This window comes from Clostridium ljungdahlii DSM 13528, from assembly GCF_000143685.1.
Lineage (GTDB): Bacteria > Bacillota > Clostridia > Clostridiales > Clostridiaceae > Clostridium_B > Clostridium_B ljungdahlii.
Map to the genome: position 1 here is coordinate 2,269,631 of NC_014328.1, position 26,239 is coordinate 2,295,869.

Genomic DNA, 26,239 nt, shown 5'->3' on the forward strand with positions numbered 1-26,239 from the left:
TAACTCTAATTTAAGTTATTTTGAGTAACTTTATATAGATATATACCTTTTTATAAAAATTAGTTAATGGTATAAATATGTGATATATTATATTTTAATGGAAATATTATATGGAGAGGAGAGAAGATAACTTGAAAGGTAAATATGTAGTTGGAGTTGATTTAGGTGGTACCAAAGTTTGTGCTGCTGTTGTAAACTTCATGGGACAAGTGATATGTAAGGCTACTTTACCAACGGAAGCGGAAAAAGGGGAAAATTTCATATTAAATAGGATGATAGAGATTACTCAGAAGGTAATTGAGGAGTGTAAAGTTGATAGAAAAAAAATAGTAGGCGTGGGAATCGGATCTCCAGGTCCGCTTGATATAGACAAAGGTGAGATAATATGTACACCCAATTTGCCTTTTAGAAATTTTAATATTGTAAAGCCAATAAAGGATAATTTTAAGATTCCCGTATATTTGGATAATGATGCAAATGCAGCGGCACTAGGGGAATATATGTTTGGTGCAGGCAAGGGCAGTAAAAGCATGGTATTTATAACAGTTTCTACAGGAATAGGGGGAGGAGCTGTATTAAATGGTAGAATATATAGGGGTAATACTAAAAATGCACTGGAAGTAGGGCATATGACTTTAGAAAAAGAAGGTCCTCTATGTAATTGTGGAAATTATGGATGTGCAGAGGTACTTGCATCTGGTACTGCTATAGCACGAGAAGCAAAAAGAGCAGTAAAAACAGGAGAGAGTACTTCCCTTTCCAAATATAAGAATATAACTTCAAAAGAAGTGTTTAAAGAGGCAGAACTTGGGGATGGAGTATCTAAAAAGATATTAGACAGAGCTTTAAATTATCTTGGAATATGTGTGGCAAATGTAGTAACTTGCTTTGATCCGGAAGTAGTTGTAATAGGAGGAGGAGTCTCCAAGGGTGGAAGTATAGTTTTAAATAAAGTAAAACAGGTTGTAAAAAAAAGATGTTTTCAATCTATAAGCGAAAACACTAATATACTTTCTGCACTTTTAGGAGAAGATTCCGGAGCTATTGGAGCTGCAGCTCTTGCTATTATGGAAGGTTGCTATGAAAATTAGCTGCAGCTAGCTGCCTTGTTTTTCTCAATATATATGTTTACGTATACAATAAATAGGAACATTACGTACATTACATTAATAAACTAATTGGTAACAGACATTTAAAGTAAATTTAAGGGGGAACTTGTAAATGTTACAGAGTATTATTAATGGAATTGTTCCTATAGCTGTAACTGTCATAGTAGGGGTGTTAGTTGCTGTAATTAAAGCTATTGGAGATGCCATTGTAGTATTAGTTGAGAAAAGAAAGGAGGAGGTTATACAAAAAATACGTATTAATAGATATAATGGATGCCTGCAAGTTGCCAGAGAAGTGTGGAGAGTTGTAGATGAATATTTTAGAATAAATTCAAACATAAAGAGTACTATTTCTAACAAACAAAAAAAATTTGAAGAAGAAATATTAAAAATATTGCCTGATTTGACTGCTACTCAAATAGAACAATTAAGACAATCCGTTGCAGGGGAAATAAATAAGGACAAAGATAAAATTGTACAGAATGATAGTGAGAAAATTTAAAAAGAAAACCTCACATAATGAGTTATAAAATTTTAAGACACCTATGTGAGGCTTTTAATTAACGTAAAAATTATTATGTTTACTTAAAATTAACGTAAACTATTATTCCCAACTTTACTTTCACTATTTGAAATATAACTTTTGATTTTCCCACCAGTTTTTTTTATGGTTTCTTTCAATTTTTCATTATCTAAAGAATTAGAATTTACAATTACTTTATAAGATGTGTTTTCAAGGTCTCTAAAACTACCAAAACCACTTATCATGGGACTTGTAGATGGAAGAGTCCTTCCAGAGGAAGTATAGGAAACTCCTGAGGAATTTATTACGTTTGAAAAATTTATACCAAAATCTGAATTAGCGCTTAAAGGGTCTATATAATTGTCATTTAAATCCACAGCGGTATTACTAAATCCTTCATTTTTAAGTTCTTTTACAGCTTCGTTGGCGTTTTTAATGCCTTTATAGTAAATTTCAATTCGCATTTTGACAATCTCCCTTCCTTTAATATAACATTAATAATTATAGTTATAGTTTCCCACTTATTTTGAATAATATTCTATAATCGATTTTTAAGTATCCAATATATGAAAATTTACATATTTATATATTGAGGTGGTTTTATGATAGCAAATGCTGTATTTGAAGGTGGAGGTATGAAGGGAATAGGACTTATAGGAGCAGTATGTTGTTTTGAAAAAATGGGATATAAGTGGAATAAGTTTGCAGGAACTTCTGCTGGAGCGGTAATAGCCTCACTTTTAGCAGTAGGGTATAAGGGAGAAGAATTAAAAAATATAGCTATGAACCTAGACAAAGATGTATTCTTTAAAAAAAAATGGATAAGAGAGCTTTCCTTAATTAAAAAGTCTTTTACACTTTTTAAAGATAAGGGAATATATTCTTCAGATGCTGTAAAAGAATATATTGGAGAACTCATATCTAAAAAGGGAAAAAGAACTTTTGGAGATATAAGTGTAGATGGAAAGTCACCTCTTAAAATAGTAGCATCAGATATAACTAAAAAGAGAATGATAATATTACCAGATGACTTGAAAGAATACGGCATAGATCCTATGAAGTTTGAGATAGCAGAAGCAGTTAGAATGAGTATAAGTATCCCCCTTTATTTTAAACCGGTAAAATTTTATTATAAAGGTGAATGCAGTTATATAGTTGATGGGGGCATACTCAGTAATTTTCCAATATGGATATTTGATACAGAGGAAGTACCAGAGTTCCCTACAATAGGGTTTAAGTTAGCGGAAAAGGATATAAACTATGGAGAATCGAAAAAGATGGACTTTATTTCTTACTTATTTGATATATTTGGGACTATGATAGATAAAAATGAAGAAGTGTATGTGAAGGATAAATATGCAGTTAGAACTGTATTTATTCCAACATTGGGAGTTAGAAGTACAGAATTTAATATATCCGGTAAAATGAGAATGAAACTTTTCCAATCAGGATATAGTAGTTCAGAAAGATTTTTACATCTTTGGGATTTTAACAATTATATAAGGGATTATGTAAAATAGGACATGTGAGATTATTGAATTATAATAAAATTGTGATAATATTTATTTATAACACAATTTTAACAGTTTATGCCTAGTAAGGGGAGATATACTATGAATTTTTACGTTTATAATACAATGAGTAGAAAAAAAGAAGAATTTGTTCCTGTAAATGAAGGAAAAGTTGGAATTTATACCTGCGGTCCTACAGTTTATAATTATGCTCATATAGGAAATTTAAGAACATATATTTTTGAAGATATATTAAAGAAAGCTTTTGAATATGGTCACTACAAAGTTAAGCATGTTATGAATATAACTGATGTAGGACATTTGCAATCTGATGCAGATACAGGTGAAGACAAAATGCAAATAGGGGCTGAGCGTGAAAATAAAACTGTATGGGAAATTGCTAAATTTTATGAGAATGCTTTTTTTGAGGATTGTCATAAACTTAATATAAGAAAACCTGATATAGTTTGTAAGGCTACAGATCATATTCAAGATATGATAGACATAATTAAGACACTGGAGAAAAAGGGATATACCTATACATCAAAAGGTAATGTGTATTATGAAATTGATAAGTTTAAAGATTATAATAAACTAGCCAATTTAAGTATGGAAGAATTGGAAGCAGGAGCTAGAATAGATGTGGATGAGAATAAGAAAAATCCGCTGGATTTTGTACTTTGGTTTACAAATTCTAAATTTAAAGATCAAATAATGCAGTGGAATTCCCCTTGGGGAAAAGGCTTTCCTGGATGGCATATAGAATGTTCTGCTATGTCAATAAAATACTTAGGAGATAGAATAGATATACACTGCGGTGGAGTAGATCATATTCCAGTACATCATACAAATGAAATAGCTGAATCAGAAGCAGTACTTGGACACAAATGGGTAAATTATTGGATGCATGGAGAATTTTTGGTGTTATCTGATGGCAAAATGTCTAAATCAAAAGGTGATTTTTTAACTCTTTCTAAAATTGAAAAGGAAGGTTTCTCACCTATGGATTATAGATACTTTTGTCTTCAATCTAGGTATAGGAAACAGCTTATGTTTAGCTTTGACGCATTAAGGCAGGCACAATTAGCTTACAAAAAATTAAAGGAGAAAGTTGCAGATATAGTTTCAAATGTAAAAGAAAATGAGAGGGCAGATAAGGAACTTGTTAATAAGTATAAAAATAAGTTTCAGGAAAAGATAAGTGATGATTTGAATATACCAAATGCATTTACCGTGTTATTTGAAGTTATAAAAGATAATGAATTGACAAATAAGGAAAAAAGCTTACTTATAGAAAGTTTTGATACTGTTTTTTCACTGGATCTTTTAAAGTCCAACAATCATAATTTAGAAAAGTTGGATTCAGAAGATATCAAAAGACTCATATGTGAGAGAAATGATGCAAGAAACCACAAGGATTGGCATAAGGCAGATGTTATTAGAGATGAGCTTAAATCCATGGGAATAGATATAATAGACTCAAAAGAAGGGACTAAGCTGAAGATTAGAAACAGTTAAATTAGGGTGAAAAATTAATAGGAAAATGTGATAATAAACTTTTTCAAAAAGTATAAATATATATACAGTAGATAGAGGTATGTTTATGAAGAAGTTTATTAGTATATATAAAATTAAAAAGAAAACCATTTTGTCTGTATTGGCATTTTCCTATGTAACTGTATTACTTTTATTTGGGCTTATTTATTGGAACATTGCAAATAATTCTAGGGGAGATTTTTTTGTATTTCAAAAAGATGTAAATATGACTACAAAAATAGATGCATTTAAAAAAAATCTAAACATTAAAATTAAAAGCAGAGAATTGAAAAGCACTGTGGAAGATTTAATAAATTCTGATGAATACAAAAGACCTTTTTCAAATTTAGAAATTGTAGATGATTCAGGTTCTTCTATAAATGTATTTTCCTTTGATAAGTCTTTAGGAAAATTGTGGGCCAACTATTATAGTACATTGTTAAAAGATAAGGGCGTAACCCATATAAGCCTAGAAGATATGGGAGAAGATAGGGTTAATAGTAAGTTTAACAGTTGTAAATTAAAAATATGCTTTTATACAGTAAATGAAAATGAAACGTATAAAAGCTTTAATTGCTATAAAAAAAGTCAAGCAAATAAGTTAAAAAAAGTAGATACTAAATATATGTGGGTAAATGACTATACTATGTTTAAAAGTAAATTCTTTAAAGAAGATTACTTTTATTATCCACTAAGCTTTTATTTTCCAAAGCTTGTTGAAAATTCTATATCGTTTTTGGACAATAGTCCTCTGGTACTTAAATCAGTGGTTTGTGGAAATTTCAAATATCCAATAGAGAATTTTATATATTTCAGTGCTGTAACTATAACCACATTGGGATATGGTGATATTTTACCTAATTCTACTATAGTACGTTTTATGGTAATTATGGAAACTATACTAGGGATAATAATAGTAGGCACCTTTACTTCCTGTTTATTTTGGAACAGAAATTAAAATAAAATTTGTTGTGATATAATTTATCTAGAATTAAATCTATATGTATGAGGAGATGCGTAATATGATGAATACAGTAAAAATTATAAGGTCGGATGAATATAAGACAAGCAGATGGTCGGGAGGGACTACTACAGAGCTTTTAATATATCCTTATGAAGCAAAATATGCTGAAAGAAATTTTAAATGGAGATTAAGTTCTGCAAAGGTTATAGATGAAGAATCTGTATTCACTCATTTACCTGGAATTGCTAGAATCATAATGAGCATAGATGGGAATTTAACTCTCCATCATGAGGGACACTATGAAAAAGATTTAAAGCCTTTTGAACAGGATAATTTTATGGGTGATTGGAATACTAAAAGTTTTGGAAAGGTAACAGATTTTAACTTAATGATGGCTCCTGGATGCCAGGGAAAAATAGAGACATACACTTTTGAAGGTGAAAAAATTTATGAAGAAAAACTTAATCCAAGTGAGTATATTAATAGAGAAAAAGATATAAAACAAATTACATATATATTTTATATTTTGGGTGAAAAAGTGGAGGCTTATATTAGCGGTATGAAGGTGTATCTTAACAATAAAGATACACTAGCTGTAACCACTTTGGTTAATGGTGATCCTTTTAATATTAAATTTTGCAATAGAGGTGAAAAAGACCTTAAATGTATAAAGACAGAAATAGTATATTAATTTAAAATAATATTTTTAACTTAGCATTTATGTTTATTAATAAAAAAAGCAGAAATGCTTTTTTATGCTCATCTTTGGAAAAGTATTTTACAGAATATAGTTTGATAGTATCATTTTTTATTTCATAACTATAATATGGAAGTGCAAGTATATATAGGAAAAGACTAAATTTCAATAAGAACTAGTCTATGGATTACTTTTCTGTTAAAATACTTTTATAGTATATGGTTAGAGATATTATTATAAATAATTTCAGTTTAATTTTTAAAAATTTCCTAGTTAAAGATATCTAAATAACAAGGTAGTGAATGTAAAAAATATAATAAAAGAGGAGAACTTATGAATGTTAGGTTTAAAACAACCTTGATGATTTTTACAAGCTTTTTGCTTTTGATGATTTTGGCATTCATTATATTTAATTTTGCCATTTTTAAATATATTGACAGAATTGAAACTAAAGGTGTAGACGATAGTTTTCAAATTGTAAATTCATTGATTAGTAGGGAAAAGAAGAATATGGAGGCAACGTCTATTGATTGGTCTCACTGGGATGAGACTTATAACTTTATGTTAGGTGAAAATACCTCATATTATATAAAAAATAATTTTGGAGGTAATACATTAAAAGAGCTGAATTTAAATTTTATGGCTTTTGTGGATACAAAAGGTGGTATGGTCTATAGCATTTCAAATGGACTAAAAAATAGTATAAAATCAGAACTAGAAGACAGATTATTTAAAAGACCAGATAATTTTAAGAAAATAACTACATTTAAAAATAATGATGAAATACGTTCTGGCATTATAGATATTTCGGGAAAAGAATTCATTGTTACTATTTCACCTATAACAACAACTAATAAAAATATGAAAAGTAACGGAAATTTGATATTAGGAAAATTTATAAACGATTCATTCCTTAGTTATATGAGTTCTGTAACAAAATCTAAAGCTAAATTTGTAAGAGATATATCTTCTAGGAATATGGAAGGTACTGTTGTAAAAAAGGATAATGATTATATTACAGGATATAGAACAATACGAGATATAAATGGAAATATGTCTATAACCATGTCCATTACTATAATGAGGTATGAATATAAGTTGGGTAAGTTTTATTTTATAATTCTTATTTTAATTTTTTTATTGTTGGCGTTTATAGTATCATGTATTTTGTTAGTCATTTTTAATAAATGTATATTAAATCGTTTTAAAAGTATTAATGAATTTATAAATAAGGTATCTCAAAATAAAGATATGAGTGTTCGTTTAAATATTTCTGGAAATGATGAAATAGCAAATGTTGCTAATTCTACCAATGGAATGCTGTCTCAATTAGAATCTGCTTACAAAGATATTTTAATATTAAGTTATTTTGATAAACTTACGGGATTGAGAAATAGAACATATGTAGAACAAAAATTTGACGAACTAAACTTAAAATCAGTGGCTAATTATTGCATGATAATAGGTGATATAAATGGTATGAAACTTATAAATGATAAATTTGGGCACAGAGAAGGTGACAGATTGATATGCACTATAGCTAATGTATTAAAAAAAGTATGTTCAAAAGATGATATTGCAGCAAGGTGGAGTGGAGATGAATTTATAGTACTTATTATAGACAAAGAGTATTCTTATTCATCAAGTCTAATGCAAAATATTAAAGGCGAATGTGAAAAGGTAATGAATTTTAATTTTGAAATTAGCATAGCTTGGGGCATTGCAGAAAAAAGCCATCATCTTAAACTAGAGGAAGTTATGAATTTAGCAGAAGAAAGAATGTACAGAAGTAAACTGGTTAAGATAAAAAGTTCAAGAAACGCAATTATTGCATCTCTTGAAAAAATTTTATATGAAAAACATAGTGAAACGGAAGAGCATACTCAGAGAGTTAAAGAGCTTAGTGTTAAGTTGGGTAGGAAACTTAATTTATCTCAAGAGCAACTGGAAGAATTGGAGTTATTGAGTTTACTTCATGATATTGGGAAAATAGGAATACCTGATAATGTATTGATGAAGCCGGGTAAGTTAACTGATGAAGAGTGGGATATAATGAAAAAACATACCGAAATAGGTTATAGAATAGCTAAAGCAACACCAGGATTAAGTCATGTAGCAAATGAAATACTTTGTCATCATGAAAAATTTGATGGGACAGGCTATCCTCAAGGACTTAAAGAAGGAGAAATACCTATTTTGTCAAGAATAATAAATATAATAGATTCTTTTGACGTAATGACTCATAAAAGAATATACAAAAATGCTAATGACATGAACTATGCCATTAAAGAGTTAGAAAGATGCTCTGAAACCCAATTTGATCCTCATATGGTTAGAGAATTTATAAAACTTTTAAAGAAATAGTTATATGTAGTAAATAAAAAAGGCCTTTAAAATATTATTGTTTTTGGGCCTTTTTATATTTAAAAAATTTAAATACAAGTGTACATAAATTATATGTAATAATTCTATTTAAACAGGGTAAAACTATAATAGGAAAGTTGGTTAGCAATTTTATAAGAAATGTGAGGGAGGGCTTAATAAATTGACTGTAGGATCTCAAGTAAAACAGACATTAGCTGTTCTTAAAGGTGCTGAAAGTACTTTGAGAGTATATTCTCTTCAAGAACAGGATAAAAAAGTAAAGAATGTGTACAAAGAGGCACTGGATGCTGTAGATGGTATTACAAAGAATCTAAATGATAGATTAAAATATTTAGAATATGAAGAGCCTCAATATAAACAGAATTGATTTGGGGGAATAATATATGAAAATTTGGATTATAATTTTGTTAAAATCTACGGTACTATTTTTTGTTACCTTGTTTTTTATAACAATAATGGGAAAAAAGTATCCCAGAAGGATAACCCCTTTTAATTTTATAAATTATAGTGTAATAGCGGTTTTAATAGCATTAACGTGTATAAATGTTATATACAACTGGGTAATTGGTATTCTGGCCATAGCTGTATGGATGCTTCTTCCGCTAATTTTAGAATATGCTTCTATGAAAAGCAAATTTATATCTAATTTGCTAAAGGGTAAAGGAATTGTAGTTGTAAAAGAAGGAAAAGTAATGGAAGAAAATTTAAGTAAAATTGGATGCAGCGGCGAGGACTTATTAAGGGAACTTCGCTCAAAAAATATATTTAATTTAGCAGATGTGGAATTTGCCATGATGGAATCTACAGGAGATATAAATATACTCATGAAATCAGATAAAAGGCCACTTACTCCAAATGATCTTCAAATAGAAGTGTGTCAAGAAGGAGCACCCCAGACTGTAATATTGGACGGAAATATAATAAATGAATCCTTGAGTAATTTAGGACTAAATCAAGGATGGCTTGATGTACAGTTAGAATCTAAAGGTGTATCTTTGGATAATGTATTTATAGGTCAGGTTAATTCAAAAGGAGAACTCTACATAGATTTATTTGATGATTTAATTCAAACTCCCCAATCAAATGTTAGAAAAATTCTCTATGCCAATCTGGAAAAGGCTCAGGCAAATTTGATGTCATTTGCACTTGAAACTGAGGATAAAAAGGTAAAAGATATGTATAAAAAGGATTCTGATATTTTAAAGAATGTATTAATAAAGTTAAAACCCTATTTATTGAAATAGAAGGTGATGAAATGTCCAATAAAAAAAATAAAAAGTTGACTCCTGTACAACAAGAGTATCAAAATTTGGCTAAAACAAAAGAGACAAAAAGAAATGTTCTTAAAAATAGTCTGAAGGCATTTTTGGTTGGCGGGAGTATTTGTGCTTTTGGTCAGGTACTTCAAATTATATTTATAAAGTATTTTAAGTTTACAGAGGCCAATGCTGGTAATCCGACATCTGCAGTCATAATAATAATTGCTGTATTACTTACAGGGTTTGGAGTGTTTGATCACATTGCACAATGGGCTGGTGCAGGAACATCTATTCCTGTTACTGGTTTTGCAAATTCCATTGCATCCGCTGCTATAGAACATAGAAGCGAAGGATTCGTTCTTGGTGTAGGAGGAAATATGTTTAAAATTGCAGGTCCTGTAATAACTTTTGGAGTTTTTTCTGCTTTTGTAGTTGCTACTATAAAAGTAATTATTAAATGGTTAGGTGGGATGTAAATGATTCAAGGTCATCAATCATGGGTATTTGAATCTAAACCGACTATACTTGGATGTGGGGCAGTAGGAGGACCGTTTGAAGCAAAAGGTGCTTTGGCTAAAGATTTTGATTTGCTTCATGAAGATATATGGGTTGGACAGGATAGTTTCGAGAAATCTGAAAAAAAGTTATTGGAGGAAGCCTGTCAGATTGCTATAAAAAATGCAAAAGTGAAAAAGGAAAGTGTAAATTTTTTCGTAAGTGGAGATCTTATAAATCAGATAGTTATCAGTAGTTTTGCTGCTAGAACTTTAAGCATACCGTATTTAGGTATATTTGGAGCCTGCTCAACTTCTATGGAAGGGTTAGCTATATCGTCTTTGCTTGTAGATAATGGTGCAGCAGAATATGTTCTTTGTGGAACATCCAGCCATAATGCTGCTGCAGAAAAACAGTTTAGATACCCTACAGAGTATGGGGGCAGAAGCCGCCTACAGCTCAATGGACGGTAACAGGAGCAGGAGCTGCAGTAGTTGGAAAAGGTACTGGACCTAAAGTTACATCAGCTACTATAGGTAAAGTAGTAGATATGGGAATTTCTGATCCATTTAATATGGGTGCTGCTATGGCACCAGCCGCAGTAGATACAATAGAAGCTCATTTTAGAGATTTAAATAGAGATCCTTCTTATTATGACATAATAGCTACAGGAGATTTGGGGAAAATAGGTCATGACATAGCAGAAGAAATTTTAAAAAAGGATGGATTTAAGTTTCAGGAAGGAGTATTTAAAGACTGCGGAAAGCTGATATATAACAAAGATCAACCTGTATTTTCAGGTGGCAGCGGATGCGCATGTTCTGCTACGGTAACTTATGGACATTTCTTTAAGGAAATGAAGAAAAAAAAGTTAAATAAAATATTGGTAGTAGCAACAGGAGCACTTATGTCACCTATGTCATATCAACAAAAAGAGAGTATACCATCTGTGGCTCATGCAGTATCTATAGAAGCATAGAAGAGAGGTGCATTCATATGGAAAAATTTGTTTGGGCATTTTTAGTAGGCGGAGGAATATGTGTAATAGGTCAGATAATGATGGACGTATTTAAACTCACACCGGCACATACAACAACTACTCTTGTAGTAGTAGGAGCTGTTCTTGGAGGATTGGGATTATATGATCCTTTAGTAAAGTTTGCTGGCGCTGGTGCTTCTATACCAATAAGTAGTTTTGGAAATTCATTAGTTAAAGGGGCTATGATGGAAGCAGATGAATATGGAATAATAGGTGTGCTAACAGGAATTTTTGAGATTACCAGTGCTGGTATTTCTGCTGCTGTTATTTTTGGATTTATAGGAGCCTTAATATTTAAACCTAAAGGATAATTTAAAGGAGGTGATAATAAATGACAGTTGGAACTCAAATGCAGCAAGCAATAGCAGGAATTCAAAGTGCAGCTGCAACTATGAAAACATTTGAACTTGAGACACAGGACAAAAGTGCTAAAAAAGATTTTCACCAAATAGCAACAAACTTGGATGAAGCTCTTCAAATACTTCAAGGAAGGCAAAACTTTATACAGCAAGAGGAACCACAATACAAACAATGTTAATAATAAAAATATAGTGCAATTAATAAAAAATTTAAAGGTCATAATTGTCAGTTAATATGATAATTATGACCTTTATTTAAACAATGATATACTGAAATGTATTATGTTAAAATAATAAATATTATGTAAATAGAAAATAAAGTAAACAAAAAAGTAATAATAAACAACAGTTGTAAATAAAGAGAAAACTAATTAAAATAAAAAGTATAAAGCATCAATAACCAAAATGGAGATTTATTATGACTTTAAATAATGAAAAGACTGTTTTAATTACAGGAGCTTCAAGTGGAATAGGACTTGAACTTGCAAAATTATTTTCTAAGGATGGATATAATTTAATACTTGTAGCTAGAAGTGAAAACAAATTAGAAGAAATAGCAAAAAATTTAATAAAAAAATATAATATTAATGTACATATAATAAAAGAAGATCTTTCAAAAAGAGAATCTGTAAAAGATCTATTTTTAAAAGTGCAGCAGCTAGGCATAAGGGTAACTACTCTTGTTAATAATGCAGGTGCAGGTTACTGTGGACTTTTTCATGAAATTGATATAGACAAAGATGAAAAAATGATAGGTTTAAACATTGAAGCTATTACTTATTTAACGAAGTTATTTTCAAAAGAAATGATAAAGTTAAAAAAAGGGAGTATATTAAATGTGGCATCTACGGGTTCTTATGAACCAGGACCTTATATTGCAGTATACTATGCGTCTAAAGCATATGTGCTATCCTTTTCTCAAGCCCTTGAAAATGAGCTAAAACCATATGGTATAAAAGTATGTACTCTGTGCCCAGGAGCTACTAAAACTGGATTTTCTAAAAATGCAGGTAAAAAAGATATAAAAACTGCTATGAGTGCTGAAAAAACTGCTGAGATAGCTTATAGAGGATTTATGAAAAATAAATCTGTTATAATACCAGGATTTTTTAATAAAATAGCTGTTTTATTTTGTAAGCTATTGCCAGGTAAGATTTCTGCGGTTGTTGTTAGAAGAATACAGGAAAATGTAACTAAAAATTTTTAAAATAAATACTTTAAAGTTAAAAAATAGGTAGTATAATAGTAATATAATGGGAATACATAATACTATGAAATGGGGGATTATTTTTATGAAAGTTATAATAGATAGGTTTGAGGGACCTTATGCCGTTTGCGAAAAGGAAGATAAAACTATGATGGATATAAAACGAATAAATTTACCCATTGAAGCAAAAGAGGGATATGTACTTGATGTACATGGAGATGAAATAACTATAGATTTAGAAGAAACCCAAAATAGGAAAAAACATATGGAATATATAACTAAAGATATGTGGAATTAATTTTCCTATACTTATTTTAGGGAACAAAACTACTTCTGCATTTATGCAGAAATAGTTTTGTTCCACTTTTCACATCTTCCACCAAAGAAGCCCATAGTTTTTTTAGTGCCTGATATTTTTACAACTTCACATCTATTAGGGCATCCTCCACATTCAAAACTTTTAGATGTAAAACTAGCATTTGCTAAATTAAATCCATTAAAGTTAGTGATCTTATTACTTTTTTGCAAAGCTTCCTTTGCTAAAATGGCTGCACCAATGGCACCCATTACTTTGAAATTTTGAGGGATTACTACTTCCTTATTCAGTATTTCTTCAAAAGCAGTCTTCATTCCTATATTTGCAGCAACTCCTCCTTGAAAAAATATTTTGGATTTTATATCTTTGCCTTTGGCCACATTGGTTAAATAATTTCTGACAAGAGCATTACAAAGACCTTTTATTATATCAGAGTTACTATAACCTAATTGCTGCTTGTGTATCATATCTGATTCAGCAAATACGGCACATCTCCCTGCTATTCTTACAGGAGAAGTAGACTTTAAAGCATATTCTCCAAATTGTTCAATAGGTATATCTAATCTTTCAGCTTGACGGTCTAAAAAGGAACCTGTTCCTGCTGCACATACTGTATTCATTGCAAAATCTAGCACAATTCCATTTTGCAAAAGTATTATTTTAGAATCCTGTCCACCTATTTCTATTATGGTTTTAACATCTTTATCTAGGTTTAAGGCAGCAACGGCATGAGAAGTTATTTCGTTTTTAATTATATCAGCGCCTATAATAGAAGCAGCAATTTGTCTTCCGCTTCCAGTGGTTCCAACTGCACTTATGTCTGTGTCTTTATATTTATTTTTCAATAATTTAAATCCTTCTTGAATTGCACTTATAGGTCTTCCTTTTGTCCTCAAATAAAGTGATTCAAGTAAGTTCATATTTTCATCAACTATTACAATATCTGTGCTAACTGAGCCTACGTCAACTCCCATATAATACATTTTTTTTTCTCCTTTCAAGTAAATCTAAAAATGCTTCTATTCTTGTTATATATCCAGCTTCACCAGTCATTTCATCTACTATTAATGTAAGTATAGGGAAATTTCTATCCTTTGATATAGTTGGAAGTATGGATTTTGATACAATTTCAGGCATACATCCCATAGGAAAAATCTGTATAGCACCATCAAACCCTCTTTTATCTGCTAAAACAGCTTCTCCTATACATTCCCTCGCATGACCTCCTATATAATAAGGTAAATATTTTTTAGAATTTTTTCTTAAATTGAGTGAATTCAACTTTAATGGAGATAAAGCCATATCTTTAATCCACCAACTTGGAGAAAGATATCTAGCTGTAGATACTCCATAATTCATAAGTTTTTCTTCTATAAAAAGATTTGAAAAAGGTTCTATTATAGTATATATTTCACCGATTATAGCAATTTTTAAAGGGTTTTTATTTTTAGAAATTGGTACTTTGCTTAACTGCTCCATATATTTTTTTATAGTAAATATCATTTCTTCTGGTGAAGCAGTTTTAAAAGCTTTTAATTTACAATCTTTTAATATATCTTTGCACTGTCCTTTTTTTATTTCATAACCTGATAATAATTTTGCCTTTTTATCTATATTGTCCATTAGATTTATTATCTTAAGTCCTTGATGTACTACTTTTAACTTTTCTATGGCATTTTTCTTGCTAACTGATCCAATAGAAAGCAGTCTTCTCATAAGTTCTTTCAATCCTATATCTTTTGGATAATCTAAAACTATAAAATTTAAGTTATAGCCTAATTTTTTCAATAAATTCATTTGAAGTTCGCAATATTCTCCAAATCTGCAGGGGCCGCAGCTTCCAACTATTAATATTGTATCTGCACCTTGTTTTATACTTTGTATATAATTTCCTATCATTATTTTAAAAGGAAGGCACATTTCTTCTGGAGAATAAAATGATCCAATTTCTAGAGCTTCCCTGTTGCTCAATGGAGGAATTATATAATCAACTCCAAGTCCATCAAATACAGCCTTTGCTGCAAAACAAGTATTGCCAAGGTGGGGGAAGGTTACTTTCATAAATTTGCACACCTCCTTTTAAGCATATCTGAAAAGGCTTCTAATCTAGTATTAAAACCTGCTTCTCCAGTTTGTTCATCTATTTTTAATATAAGCATAGGAAAATCTTTTAACCTATTTTTAATAAGTTCAATTACTACGGAATCTATTCCGCAGGCAAAAGAAGAGATGTATATTATACCATCTACTTTTTTATTTTCTGCTGCATAAGTGGAAAAACCATAAGAATTTCTAGCAAAATGCCAAAATGGTTTTTTAAACAGATGCTCTACTTCACTGTTTATTATGCTTTTATTTATACTTTCTTCTGTAACTATGCCGATACCGAGTTTGTTTAATTTTTTTACTATATTCATATTGGTAAAGGTGTCATATAAGTTGTAAGGATGACTTACTAATGCAGTTTTTATAGGAAAACCATTGGTATCTATGGATAACTTATAATTTTCTTGGGTACTTAATGCTTTTTTATAGGCATTATTTATGCTAAAAATATTTTTAGTAAATATCAAACCGGCTTTTAATAACCAGTTTCTACATTTAGTTTTAGAAAAAGCATATATAGGGTAGGTTAATAATGGAGGCATATTGGGAATATCATTTGTTATCATTTCTGGAAGACCGCAAAATTTTGGACATATAAATTCTCTTTTTTGTAGTTGCATTATTCTAGGAATAAGCATGATGTCACATTTATCCTTTATTGAAGCTGCGTGACCATGAAATACTTTTATTGGGAGACATGCTTCATCTACACAGTATTTTGTTCCAAGATTAAGTATATATTTATCTGTATCTTGGGATGTTACTATCTCAGCTCCAAGTTCTTTAAAGAATGTTTCTATAAAAATGTGATATTTACAATACAATAATCCTTTAGGAATACCTAGTTTCATATATAAGTTGCTGCTTTTAATAGGGGAGAAGTACATAGAAATTTCTAAGCAGCAATTCCTCCAATCTTTTATGATTAAATATTTACATTTGTATATTTTGCCATAATTCCTTGAATTTATTCAATCTTCATGAAATATTATTTTTTTACTTTGCAGAATAAATATTATGTAAAGTAAAAGATGAACTTATAAAAAGGCTATTTTGTGAGCTATCTGATGGCTACTATCCTCAACACTCTCATCTTCCGGCTGAGTCTAAGAATCACTTGATAAATATATGAATTGTACTGAAAAAAATGTTTTTAAAAAAGTTTTCGACTATAAAATACAAGTTAGGAGTATTTCTATTTTCTAATTTTATAAATAAGAGGGTATATAATATCTAAAAATAAATCATAATTCTGCAAATATTACTCAAAAAGATTAATGACAAGAAATAGGAAAGAATAAAGTAGAAAAATGAATCCACAAAGTTATGCCCATATTGTGGAAATATTTCAATTTGATAAAAATTGAATTTTTCATACAATGAGATACATATATTTTTAAATTAAAAATGAATTACTTTAATTTCAAATATTCTTTTTTAAAATTTGAAATACAAATTGAGAATATTATCAATTGAAATAAAAATTTAATGCATAGGATATATTTTTACAAATTAATACATAGAAAGCATGTAGCATAAAATAGCACGTAATTTAAAGAAAATCTGTGACATTAATCAGCATAAAATAGCAATACAAAAAATAATTAACAAATTATTCATATAATATAAAGGCATATAAGAAGGATTTTAGCTTAGTTTTATAGAATATTAACTTCGCTAAATAACCATTTAGCGAAGTTATACCTAATTTTAGAGAGGGGAATGGCCATATGCAGTATAATTTAAGTAATATTTATAATCCTGAACTTCCACAATGCCTGAATGACTTTTTAAATTACCTTGGAACTATTCGAGGTAAGTCAAAAAATACACAGGATGGATATCAAGTTGATTTAACCATGTTTTTTAGATTCTTAAAAATATATAGAGGAATTGTTAAGGAAAACTATGAATTTGAAAATATAGATATAAGTGATATAAATACAGATTTTATACGCAAAATAACTTTAAGCGATTTATATGCGTTTATATCCTTTGCTGAAAACTATAGAAATAATGGCAATTATGCCAGAGCTAGAAAAGTAGCTTGCTTAAAATCATTTTTTAAGTACCTTTTTAGCAAAGCTAAATTGATAGATACAAATCCAGCTTTAGAGCTGGAATCTCCTAAAATAGATAAGAGGAACCCTATTTATTTAAGTTTGAAGGAAAGCAAAATTCTTTTAAATTCTATAGATGGTAAATTTAAAGAAAGAGATTATTGTATCATAACCTTTTTCTTAAACTGTGGAATGAGACTTTCAGAGCTCTGCAGCATAAATATATCAAAGATTAAGGAAGACACGTTAACTGTAGTTGGAAAAGGAAATAAGGAAAGAACTATATATTTAAACAGAGCCTGCTTGACGGCTTTAAATAATTATCTTGAAATTAGAAATAAGGATTATGACAAAATAAAAGATAAGGATGCCCTTTTTCTAAGTAAAAATCATACCAGGATAAATAAAAGATCTGTGGAAATGATGCTTAAGAAATATTTAAAAAATGCAGGACTTGACAGCAACAAATATACGCCGCATAAATTAAGACACACGGCTGCAACTCTTATGTATAAATACGGAAATGTAGATATTAGAAGCCTTCAAAAAATATTAGGTCACGAAAATGTATCTACTACTCAAATTTATACTCATGTAGATGATGAACAATTGAGGGAAGCAGTAAATTCAAATCCTTTAAGCAATGAAGAAGAATAAAGAAGTACGTCTGTTCCCTACTCTTTCAAAGAACAGACGTACTTTTTACTTGGTTTCTTTTTTCTTTTTAATTCTTATAAGGCCAGGATAATCTTCATGAGTTATATCTTTATATTTTTCTCTATCTTCTAAAATTTCTTTTAATCCATCTATATCATCAATGAATTGAACATTGATTTTGTCATCTTTTAGATCTGATTGTGAATTTTCATCATCATTTAATTGAGAATGAGAGTCATTATTATTTTTTGTGCTGTTTTCTAAATCTTCCTCCTGATACTCTTTTACTTCCTCTTTATCATCTATAATTTGGTCAATTTTTATGGCCTTCATATCATACCCTTCCATTTCAAGACATTTGCCACAGTTGTCACATTTCTTGTTTGAATCTAAATCGCAGACTTCACATTCACCGCAATTATTGCAGGACTTTTTTTCATCAAATATGCAGTATTCTCTATTCATACATAGTACTCCTTTAAATTTTATATAAATATGTATATTAATAATAATCAGTATAGAACATAAGTTTGATATTTGTCAACTTATATGATATAATTCACATAAGTAAATTAGAGGGGTGTTTTCAATGACAGAACACAATCGAGATAGACAGTTTCAAATATATGAATTTATCAAGACTCAAATTAGGGAGAAAGGATATCCCCCTTCTGTTAGAGAGATATGTGCAGGTGTAGGTTTAAAATCTACTTCTACTGTTCATAGTCATCTAGAAAAATTAGAAAAAAAGGGCTTTATAAAAAGGGATTCTTCAAAATCTAGAACCATAGAAATTATTAATAGATCTGTTCCTAAAACTACTAAAAAAGAACTAATAGATATACCTATTGTAGGAACTATAACAGCAGGAATGCCTATTTTAGCAGTAGAAAATATAGAAGATGTATTTCCCCTTCCAATAGAATATGTAAAAAATAAAAATCAGTTATTTATACTCAAAGTACAAGGAGAAAGTATGATAGATGCGGGTATATTGGATGGAGATATGTCTATAATAGAACAGACTAATTTTGCTGAAAATGGAGATATAGTAGCAGCTTTAATTGACAACGAAGCTACTTTGAAGAGGTTTTTTAAAGAGAAGGATCATATAAGATTGCAGCCTGAAAACGAAAGTATGTCTCCTATTATAGTAGATGATTGTAAAATAATTGGTAAGCTGGTAGGAATATATAGAAGGTACTAGATATTTTTACGTAAATATACAAAGAGGTAAAGTACAGGTGTAAATATGCAGAAAGTTATTTTTCTTGTAGATATGAATGCTTTTTTCATAAGTTGTGAGGCAACACGTCATCCTGAAATTATAAATAAGCCTGCTGCAGTAGCTGGAGATCCTAAAAATCGGTCAGGTATTATTCTAACTGCAAATTATGAAGCACGAAGATTTGGAGTTAAAACAACTATGCTTTTACATCAAGCTCTAAAGCTCTGCCCAGATATGGTTGTTATTCCCCCTGATCATCAATTTTATAAGCAAAAATCCAGAGAAGTTATGAGTATACTTTCACAGTATACTCCTTCTATTGAGCAGAATAGTATTGATGAAGCCTGGCTTGATATGACGGGCTGTGAAGGAATTTTTGGAAAACCGTTTGAATCAGCTAAAAGAATTATGAATCACATTAACAGTGAGTTACATTTAAAATGTTCTATAGGTATATCTCAAAATAAGTTCTTATCAAAAATGGCTTCTGATATGAAAAAACCTTCCGGCATTACAGAACTTTGGAGGCAGGATATTAAAGTAAAGCTATGGCCACTCCCTATTGAATCTATGTATGGAGTTGGTAGGCAAACTTCACAAAAGCTTCAAAGAATGGGAATTAAAACTATTGGCGATCTTGCACTTTTTAGTAGACAACATCTTATAAAAAAGCTTGGCAAAATAGGTGCTGAGATTCATCAGCTTGCAAATGGTATAGACATCTCTCCTATAAAACAACATTTAAAAAAGGATATAAAATCAATTAGTAAGTCTACTACATTAGGCGAAGATATTTCAGACATGGAACGTGCAAAAATTATTTTGATGAAACTTTCCGATGAAGTTGGAATGATGGCACGTAAATATGGGAAAAAAGGCCATACAATACAAATTAGCATCAAATATTCTAATTTTCAAACTATTACTCGGCAAACAACAGTACCTGCAACTTATTTAGTTAAGGAAATTTATTCTACAGGAATTAAGCTTCTTGAGAAAAATTGGAATTTACAATTACCAATACGGTTATTAGGGATAAGTCTTAGTGGATTTAGTGGAGATACTAGTATACAGCAGATATCAATTTTTAATATGAAAGAAATTAAGTGTGAAGAAAGATGTATGAAAGCTGCGGATAAAGTTGACAAAATAGAAAATGCCATTGATAGTATACGAAAAAAGTACGGCTATTCAATAATTAATCGTGCAGTATTGATGAAGAAAAATAATAAAGATTAATTCTTTTTTAGGGAATATAAGTAAGGCTTTTTTACATATACTTGTATCCCCTATTTTTAGATTTCATCAGGTGGTATTGAATAATTATTCTTAATGGTAGAAAGTGTAACTATAGTTTTAGTTCTTAAAACTCCCTTAATTAGTTTTATTTCATTTAAAATCTTTTCAAGAGTTTCTGTGTCTTCAGTAACAATTTTTAATGCGTAATCGAAGTCACCAGTTAAATAGTGACATTCAATTATTTCATTTTCATTTTGAATAAATTCTACAAATTTGTCTGTAAAATTTGGATTTTTAAGACTTATAAACATTATCACTGTAATATTTTTATTCATTTTCTTATTGCTAATAATTATAGTATACTTTTCTATTACTCCTGATGCATCAAGTTTTTTCAATCTATCACTTACGGCAGGTATTGATAAATTGATTTTACTGCTTATCTCTGAAGCTGAAATTCTGGAATTTTCCTTTAGTAATTTTAATATATTAACATCTATAGCATCCATATTAAGCAAAACCTCTTTTTTAATTTATTAAATATATTATAGTATATAGTTAAAATTATTAAATATATTTCAGATAATAAAATAAAAAATAAGGCTAAAATATCATTTAACCTTATTTTTTAAAACATTTTGTATAAAATTCATTGGATTTCCTAAAAGTTTTAATTTACACTATTCTTTTTTAAAATTATTAGCTGCCTGTACCATAGCTTGTATATTTTTCAGTGGAGTTGTAGTTCCCAAACCACAAGCTGGAGACAATATATGGACACCGCTTTTTAAACAATTTTTTGACAAGCTAGTTACTTCTTCTAAAGAACTATTTTGAAGAGAAAAAGTGCTTACATTTCCCATTATGGCTTTATTTGTTACATTTTCACACATTTGCTTTATGCTAGTTACAGCATCAAAACTTATAGCATCACTATGAAGTTCATTTAATTCCTTGTAAATACTTTTTAATCTTCCACATATATGAACTATAATACCGTATTTTGAATATTTATTTAATCCATCAATTATTTTATTTATATAAAAGAGTCCATATTTTCTAAAAGTGCTAGGACCTAATATTTCACCTGTTCCGCTTGGATCTGAAATAGTAATTAAATCAGCTCCTGCATTTAACTGTGCCCTTCCAAAGTTTATAAGATTATCAGTTACAAAATCCATCATTTCATGGGATTCCTTTGGTTTTACTATGAGTTCTTTATAATATTTAACAGGTTCCATAAGAGATGATGCGGTACTAATAGGACCTGTTAAATTAGCTATAATAGGTATATTTTTATTTTTTCCTTTTAAAAGTTTAATTGTATCTAATACTACTTGAGCTCTGCCACTATGGACCTCTAATTTTTTTAATTTTCTCCATTCAGTTACTGAATTAATAGCATAAGAAGAAATTCTGGGTTCGCTTATTTTTGTTCCTAAAAATACTTTTGATCCCATACTTTCAGCTTCTATAGTCATACAAAAAGGCACTCCAAAATTTTCAAAGCCTCCATTTTCATACATACCTGCAGCCAAATCTGCCATTATTTTTGGACTTGTATGAGCTTCTGGCCATTCACAATGGGTTAAGTCCATTACTTCTTCCACTATCATATTCATCATTCCTCCAGGACATATACAAGGAGGTCTATCAACTTTTTTTCTTTTAAGAGATAATCCAAGCCTCTCTTTTTCAGATAACAAAAAACCACCAACCTTTATTTTGAATTTGTGTTATACAATAAATGATTTTACCTTTTCAACATCTATTGGGTATCCAATTTTTCTAACAGTATCCATCATTAATTGTATATTTTCTGAAGGGGTTTCTACAGGTAAACTACACCCGGACATTACCACATAACCTTTTAAACTATCATATCCATCTAATACACATTTGGCAACTGTATTTACAATTTCTTTTTTTGTGCCTCCATACATTATATTTGAAGGATCTACATTACCCATTATTTTTACTTTATCGCCTAGTTCTTCTTTACATTCTTTTAAACTTTCTACATTGTCCATACTAAAACCACTGACACCTATTTTAGAAAGTTTTCCAACGTAGGGCCATATTTTTTTAGTTTTACCACATACATGAAGTACACATGTTTTCCCTTGAGATTGTATGAATCGTACAAGCTTTTCTAAATAAGGCATGCAGAATTTTTCAAAATGTTTTGGGCTAACTACAGTGCAAGAGGATAAAGGTTCTGAAATAGTAATAGAAAGTCCTAAACTCATTACAACTTTTGCGTATTCTATACATGTCTGTAAGGAAAGTTCACAAAGCTTATGTACGGCCTCTGGATTTTTAAAAAATAGTCTTGTCATGTTTTCTATTCCTACAAGGAAAAAGGCATTTGAAAATGGTCCTACTATACCTCCAGAACAAGCAACTTCTTTCCCAACTTTATCAACTAAATACTTCATCGCCTCAATATATACGGGCAACCTGCCATCTTTATAAGGATTTGCTATTTTTATTTTATCTATATCATCAATATTTTTTATGGCCGGTTTTAAGAGATCAGCAGTATTATCTTCTGGAAATGTAAGCTCACATCCCATAGCTTCTGCCCAAGCATATAAATCTGTGAATACTCTTAATCCATCCATATGAAATTTTTTATACGCTGCTATTTGTGCCTCAGCTATAGCTTGTCCGCTAGTATTAAAATCTGAAATCTTGCAGCCATAAATTCTTGCTACGCCGTTAGCTATATTAGGATTGCAGGGTAACCTATCTGCTTCTTGCTTTTTATTTAATGCTATAGATCTTTCTATAGGTGTCATTTGATCTTCCATAATTTTGATCTCCCCTTATATAGTTTCTGATGTTTGTTTTTTAATTAAAGCTTTAGCTCGTTTAGCGGCTTTTGAAGCATCTAAGGTATAAGCATCTGCCCCTATTTTATCTGCAAAGTTTTGAGATATAGGGCCTCCGCCCACCATGACTGATATTTTGTCTCTTATGCCTTCTTTTTTCAAAAGGTTTATTACCTCAGCCATGCCATCCATAGTAGTAGTCATAAGAGTTGACAGTGCAATAATTGAGGCTCCTACTTCTTTGGCTTTATTTACAAAATCTATAGGAGGTATATCTCTTCCTAAGTCTATAACTTCAAATCCTTCTGTTTCCATCATTATTTTAACTAAGTTTTTACCTATATCGTGAGTGTCTCCTTCTACTACACCAATTACTACTTTAGCTTTATTTTCAGTTTCTTCTTTTTCCAAATGCGGTTTTAATATATCTAAACCAGAATACATAGCATCAGAGCACAAAAGTAGTTCAGGTATATAATATTCTTCTTCTTCATAGAGCTTCCCAGCTCTATTCATGCCATCAGCTAATCCTTTATCTATAGCTTCATAAGCATTGATATTATTTTCTACACACTTTTTTGATATTTCTATAGTTTCCTCCTCTTGCATATTTACTACAGAATCAGATAGTTCTTTTAATAAATCATCCTTCATAATAAAATCATCCTTTCTTAAATTTATATTTGTATATACAATTAGAAATTCAAAGCTTTTACAAAGTGGTCTTGAAAATCGTCTCTTGTTGATAACTCTACTATTTTTATATTATTTCTAATAGTGCTCATCTCATTTAGCTTGTCCTCATTTATAAGGGCTATCTTCGCTCCTTCTATAGCTGAATTACCTACAAAAGTTATTTTATTATTAAACCCTTTAGGTATAAGGCCTATTTCTTTTATACTTTCAGGATTTATATGATAGCCAAAAGCACCTGCAATCACTATTTCTTCTATAGATTCAATGCTTATGTCAATTTGCTTTAAGAGCATAGTAATACCTGATGAAATGGCAGCTTTGGCCAGTTGTATTTGTCTTATATCTTTTTGCGATATATACATATTATCAGTAATATAAAACTTTTTATCTTTTATCCTATCCTTAAGTTTATTTTGTAATTCCTTATTAAATCTTCCGGTACTTAATATTACCTTTGGTTCCTATGTCTATAATTACGGGGGGTCTCCATTTTAAATCCAGCCGTTCTAATACATTCCATTAAAGTAGTTTTTCTTTTCACTTTAATTTCTACATCTCTATTTATAAATTTTACTAAGCACATTTTAACTTTTCTCCTCTAGCTAACTAAATGATATGTAACATTGCATAACCGTATAATACTAGTTCAATTATATTCCTATATGTGAAAATTTAACAATAATTATATGTAAAACAAATAATCAACTTGAATAATATAAGATTTTTTTATAGATAAAATTACCAATATAATCTATGATAATATTAAAATATGCAATTTATTAAAAATAAAAAGTAAAGAAGGTATTGATAAATGAATGATTTACCCCAAATATTTAATGATTTTAGTGATTCTAGAAAACAAGGATTTATAACTATAAAAAATCTAAAGGATGAGGGTAAAAAGGTTGTAGGAACTTTTTGTACTTTTACTCCATGGGAAATTATAAATGCTTCAGGGGCTTTGGCTGTTTCACTGTGTTCAAAAAGTGATGAAACCATAGAAGATGCGGAAAAGCATTTACCTAGAAATCTATGCCCGCTTATTAAATCAAGTTACGGTTTTGCTATAACGGACAAATGTCCTTATTTTTATTTCTCAGATTTAATTGTAGGAGAAACTACTTGTGATGGAAAGAAAAAGATGTATGAATACTTAGGTGAATTTAAGAATGTACATGTAATGCACCTGCCGCAGATGCCTGATGATGTTGACAGCTATAAATTATGGAAAGATGAATTGATAAAATTAAAGGAAAAGCTTGAAAAAGAATTCAATACAACTATAACTGATGAAAAGTTAAAAAATTCTATAAAACTTCGTAATAGAGAGAGAAAAGCTTTAAAGGAATTTTATGAATTAGGAAAAATGTGCCCTCCTCCAATAACAGGCATAGAGTTACTTAAAATTTTAAATGGGTCCTCTTTTAAATGGGACAAGGAAGCTTTAATCAATGACTTACATAATACAACAGCAAAAATTAAAGATGCTTATGATAAGGGAGAAAGTAAAGTATCACAAAATGCAAAGAGAATATTGATTACAGGCTGTCCAATGGGTGAGGCTACAGAGAAAGTTGTACATGCTATAGAAGATAATGGTGGAGTAGTAGTATGCTATGAAGATTGTACAGGCGTTAAGGAAATCTCTAAACTTGTAGATGAAACTAAAAATCCAATAGATGCAATCGCTGAAAAATATTTAAAAATAGGCTGTGCTTGTATGACTCCAAACAACAATAGAACAAATTTACTTTCAGAGCTTATAGATGACTATAAAATAGATGGAGTAGTAGATGTAATACTCCAGTCCTGTCATCCATACAGCGTAGAGTCTTACGGAATAAAGAAATTTGTAAATGAAGAGAAAAAAATACCATATATGGCTATCGAAACAGATTATTCAAAAACAGATGTAGGTCAGATTAAGACAAGAGTTGCTGCTTTTGTAGAAATGCTATAATTTATTCATCACCATAAACAGAGTTCTTGGCATCAGGTTGAGTTTTGACTCCACCTGAT

General features: G+C 29.9%; 29 protein-coding genes and 1 pseudogene. 19 read left to right on the forward strand and 11 right to left on the reverse strand.

The genetic code is table 11. The features are described 5' to 3' along the window. The first annotated feature begins 131 nt into the window (after nt 1-131). Nucleotides 132-1,091, forward strand: coding sequence for an ROK family protein (locus tag CLJU_RS10220; RefSeq protein WP_013238733.1), 960 nt, complete (start codon nt 132-134; stop codon nt 1,089-1,091). Between the two features lie 130 nt (nt 1,092-1,221). Next, nucleotides 1,222-1,611, forward strand: a complete 390-nt coding sequence (locus tag CLJU_RS10225; RefSeq protein ID WP_013238734.1) for a hypothetical protein — start codon at nt 1,222-1,224, stop codon at nt 1,609-1,611. A gap of 89 nt (nt 1,612-1,700) precedes the next feature. Here CLJU_RS10225 and CLJU_RS10230 read toward each other — a convergent pair whose 3' ends face one another. Further along, nucleotides 1,701-2,096, reverse strand: coding sequence for a hypothetical protein (locus tag CLJU_RS10230; protein WP_013238735.1), 396 nt, complete (start codon nt 2,094-2,096; stop codon nt 1,701-1,703). Nucleotides 2,097-2,234: 138 nt separating this feature from the next. Here CLJU_RS10230 and CLJU_RS10235 point away from each other — a divergent pair, with 138 nt between their 5' ends. The 13 genes and pseudogenes from CLJU_RS10235 (at nt 2,235) to CLJU_RS10295 (ending at nt 13,382) form a co-directional block, all read left to right on the forward strand. After that, entirely contained in the window at nt 2,235-3,152 is a 918-nt protein-coding gene (locus tag CLJU_RS10235; protein WP_013238736.1) for a patatin-like phospholipase family protein, read from the forward strand. A 93-nt stretch (nt 3,153-3,245) separates the two neighbouring features. Then, nucleotides 3,246-4,661: a cysteine--tRNA ligase gene (gene cysS, locus CLJU_RS10240; RefSeq protein WP_013238737.1), complete on the forward strand. Its 1,416-nt coding sequence runs from the start codon at nt 3,246-3,248 to the stop codon at nt 4,659-4,661. A gap of 85 nt (nt 4,662-4,746) precedes the next feature. Continuing rightward, nucleotides 4,747-5,637: a potassium channel family protein gene (locus CLJU_RS10245; protein WP_023161704.1), complete on the forward strand. Its 891-nt coding sequence runs from the start codon at nt 4,747-4,749 to the stop codon at nt 5,635-5,637. 64 nt (nt 5,638-5,701) lie between these two features. Continuing rightward, nucleotides 5,702-6,334, forward strand: coding sequence for a HutD family protein (locus tag CLJU_RS10250; RefSeq protein WP_023161705.1), 633 nt, complete (start codon nt 5,702-5,704; stop codon nt 6,332-6,334). A gap of 339 nt (nt 6,335-6,673) precedes the next feature. Then, nucleotides 6,674-8,704: an HD domain-containing phosphohydrolase gene (locus CLJU_RS10255; RefSeq protein WP_013238740.1), complete on the forward strand. Its 2,031-nt coding sequence runs from the start codon at nt 6,674-6,676 to the stop codon at nt 8,702-8,704. 181 nt (nt 8,705-8,885) lie between these two features. Continuing rightward, on the forward strand, nt 8,886-9,092 hold the full coding sequence (locus CLJU_RS10260; RefSeq protein ID WP_013238741.1) for a DUF1657 domain-containing protein: 207 nt from the start codon (nt 8,886-8,888) through the stop codon (nt 9,090-9,092). 16 nt (nt 9,093-9,108) lie between these two features. Then, entirely contained in the window at nt 9,109-9,969 is an 861-nt protein-coding gene (locus CLJU_RS10265) for a DUF421 domain-containing protein (protein WP_013238742.1), read from the forward strand. Nucleotides 9,970-9,980: 11 nt separating this feature from the next. Continuing rightward, nucleotides 9,981-10,460 carry a stage V sporulation protein AC gene (gene spoVAC, locus CLJU_RS10270; RefSeq protein WP_013238743.1) on the forward strand — a complete coding sequence of 160 codons (480 nt, stop codon included), beginning with the start codon at nt 9,981-9,983 and terminating at the stop codon, nt 10,458-10,460. After that, a pseudogene (gene spoVAD, locus CLJU_RS10275) lies at nt 10,461-11,458 on the forward strand (stage V sporulation protein AD). It abuts the gene before it with no gap. 17 nt (nt 11,459-11,475) lie between these two features. After that, a complete protein-coding gene (spoVAE, locus tag CLJU_RS10280; protein WP_013238744.1) occupies nt 11,476-11,829 on the forward strand; it encodes a stage V sporulation protein AE in 354 nt (117 codons plus the stop codon). A gap of 20 nt (nt 11,830-11,849) precedes the next feature. Then, complete coding sequence (locus CLJU_RS10285; RefSeq protein ID WP_013238745.1) at nt 11,850-12,056, forward strand: DUF1657 domain-containing protein; 207 nt, start codon at nt 11,850-11,852, stop codon at nt 12,054-12,056. 239 nt (nt 12,057-12,295) lie between these two features. Next, complete coding sequence (locus tag CLJU_RS10290) at nt 12,296-13,084, forward strand: SDR family NAD(P)-dependent oxidoreductase (protein ID WP_013238746.1); 789 nt, start codon at nt 12,296-12,298, stop codon at nt 13,082-13,084. An 85-nt stretch (nt 13,085-13,169) separates the two neighbouring features. Next, nucleotides 13,170-13,382, forward strand: a complete 213-nt coding sequence (locus CLJU_RS10295) for a DUF3006 domain-containing protein (RefSeq protein ID WP_013238747.1) — start codon at nt 13,170-13,172, stop codon at nt 13,380-13,382. Nucleotides 13,383-13,423: 41 nt separating this feature from the next. Here the strand turns inward: CLJU_RS10295 and CLJU_RS10300 are convergent, their stop codons facing one another. The 3 genes from CLJU_RS10300 to CLJU_RS10310 are packed head-to-tail and all read right to left on the reverse strand — an operon-like array spanning nt 13,424 to nt 16,357. Continuing rightward, nucleotides 13,424-14,383 carry an acyl-CoA dehydratase activase gene (locus CLJU_RS10300; RefSeq protein WP_013238748.1) on the reverse strand — a complete coding sequence of 320 codons (960 nt, stop codon included), beginning with the start codon at nt 14,381-14,383 and terminating at the stop codon, nt 13,424-13,426. After that, entirely contained in the window at nt 14,364-15,461 is a 1,098-nt protein-coding gene (locus CLJU_RS10305; RefSeq protein ID WP_013238749.1) for a 2-hydroxyglutaryl-CoA dehydratase, read from the reverse strand. Before CLJU_RS10305 ends, CLJU_RS10300 begins: the two co-directional genes overlap by 20 nt. After that, nucleotides 15,458-16,357 (reverse strand): acyl-CoA dehydratase activase-related protein, encoded by a 900-nt coding sequence (locus tag CLJU_RS10310; protein ID WP_029170033.1) that lies wholly within the window; start codon nt 16,355-16,357, stop codon nt 15,458-15,460. The genes CLJU_RS10305 and CLJU_RS10310 overlap by 4 nt, the downstream gene beginning before the upstream one ends. Nucleotides 16,358-17,236: 879 nt before the next feature. On the opposite strand from CLJU_RS10310, the gene CLJU_RS10315 reads away from it, so the two are divergent. Beyond that, on the forward strand, nt 17,237-18,223 hold the full coding sequence (locus tag CLJU_RS10315) for a tyrosine recombinase XerC (RefSeq protein WP_013238751.1): 987 nt from the start codon (nt 17,237-17,239) through the stop codon (nt 18,221-18,223). A gap of 45 nt (nt 18,224-18,268) precedes the next feature. Here CLJU_RS10315 and CLJU_RS10320 read toward each other — a convergent pair whose 3' ends face one another. Beyond that, nucleotides 18,269-18,688, reverse strand: coding sequence for a hypothetical protein (locus tag CLJU_RS10320; RefSeq protein WP_013238752.1), 420 nt, complete (start codon nt 18,686-18,688; stop codon nt 18,269-18,271). Between the two features lie 124 nt (nt 18,689-18,812). Between CLJU_RS10320 and lexA the strand changes: the two genes are divergently transcribed. Continuing rightward, on the forward strand, nt 18,813-19,430 hold the full coding sequence (lexA, locus tag CLJU_RS10325) for a transcriptional repressor LexA (protein ID WP_013238753.1): 618 nt from the start codon (nt 18,813-18,815) through the stop codon (nt 19,428-19,430). Between the two features lie 45 nt (nt 19,431-19,475). Then, entirely contained in the window at nt 19,476-20,690 is a 1,215-nt protein-coding gene (dinB, locus tag CLJU_RS10330) for a DNA polymerase IV (protein WP_013238754.1), read from the forward strand. 56 nt (nt 20,691-20,746) lie between these two features. Here the strand turns inward: dinB and CLJU_RS10335 are convergent, their stop codons facing one another. The 6 genes from CLJU_RS10335 to CLJU_RS23155 form a co-directional block, all read right to left on the reverse strand. Beyond that, entirely contained in the window at nt 20,747-21,199 is a 453-nt protein-coding gene (locus CLJU_RS10335) for an Lrp/AsnC family transcriptional regulator (RefSeq protein ID WP_013238755.1), read from the reverse strand. A 171-nt stretch (nt 21,200-21,370) separates the two neighbouring features. After that, nucleotides 21,371-22,396: a methylcobamide:CoM methyltransferase MtbA gene (locus CLJU_RS10340; RefSeq protein WP_013238756.1), complete on the reverse strand. Its 1,026-nt coding sequence runs from the start codon at nt 22,394-22,396 to the stop codon at nt 21,371-21,373. 30 nt (nt 22,397-22,426) lie between these two features. Next, a complete protein-coding gene (locus CLJU_RS10345; protein ID WP_013238757.1) occupies nt 22,427-23,503 on the reverse strand; it encodes a uroporphyrinogen decarboxylase family protein in 1,077 nt (358 codons plus the stop codon). 15 nt (nt 23,504-23,518) lie between these two features. Then, nucleotides 23,519-24,178, reverse strand: coding sequence for a corrinoid protein (locus tag CLJU_RS10350; protein WP_013238758.1), 660 nt, complete (start codon nt 24,176-24,178; stop codon nt 23,519-23,521). A 41-nt stretch (nt 24,179-24,219) separates the two neighbouring features. Next, the gene (locus CLJU_RS10355) at nt 24,220-24,669 is read right to left on the reverse strand and encodes an ASKHA domain-containing protein (protein ID WP_081442058.1); all 450 of its coding nucleotides are present in this window, start codon (nt 24,667-24,669) and stop codon (nt 24,220-24,222) included. Next, nucleotides 24,669-24,803 (reverse strand): hypothetical protein, encoded by a 135-nt coding sequence (locus CLJU_RS23155; protein ID WP_278244770.1) that lies wholly within the window; start codon nt 24,801-24,803, stop codon nt 24,669-24,671. Before CLJU_RS23155 ends, CLJU_RS10355 begins: the two co-directional genes overlap by 1 nt. Before the next feature lie 228 nt (nt 24,804-25,031). On the opposite strand from CLJU_RS23155, the gene CLJU_RS10360 reads away from it, so the two are divergent. After that, on the forward strand, nt 25,032-26,180 hold the full coding sequence (locus CLJU_RS10360) for a double-cubane-cluster-containing anaerobic reductase (protein ID WP_013238760.1): 1,149 nt from the start codon (nt 25,032-25,034) through the stop codon (nt 26,178-26,180). The last annotated feature ends 59 nt before the right edge of the window (nt 26,181-26,239 follow it).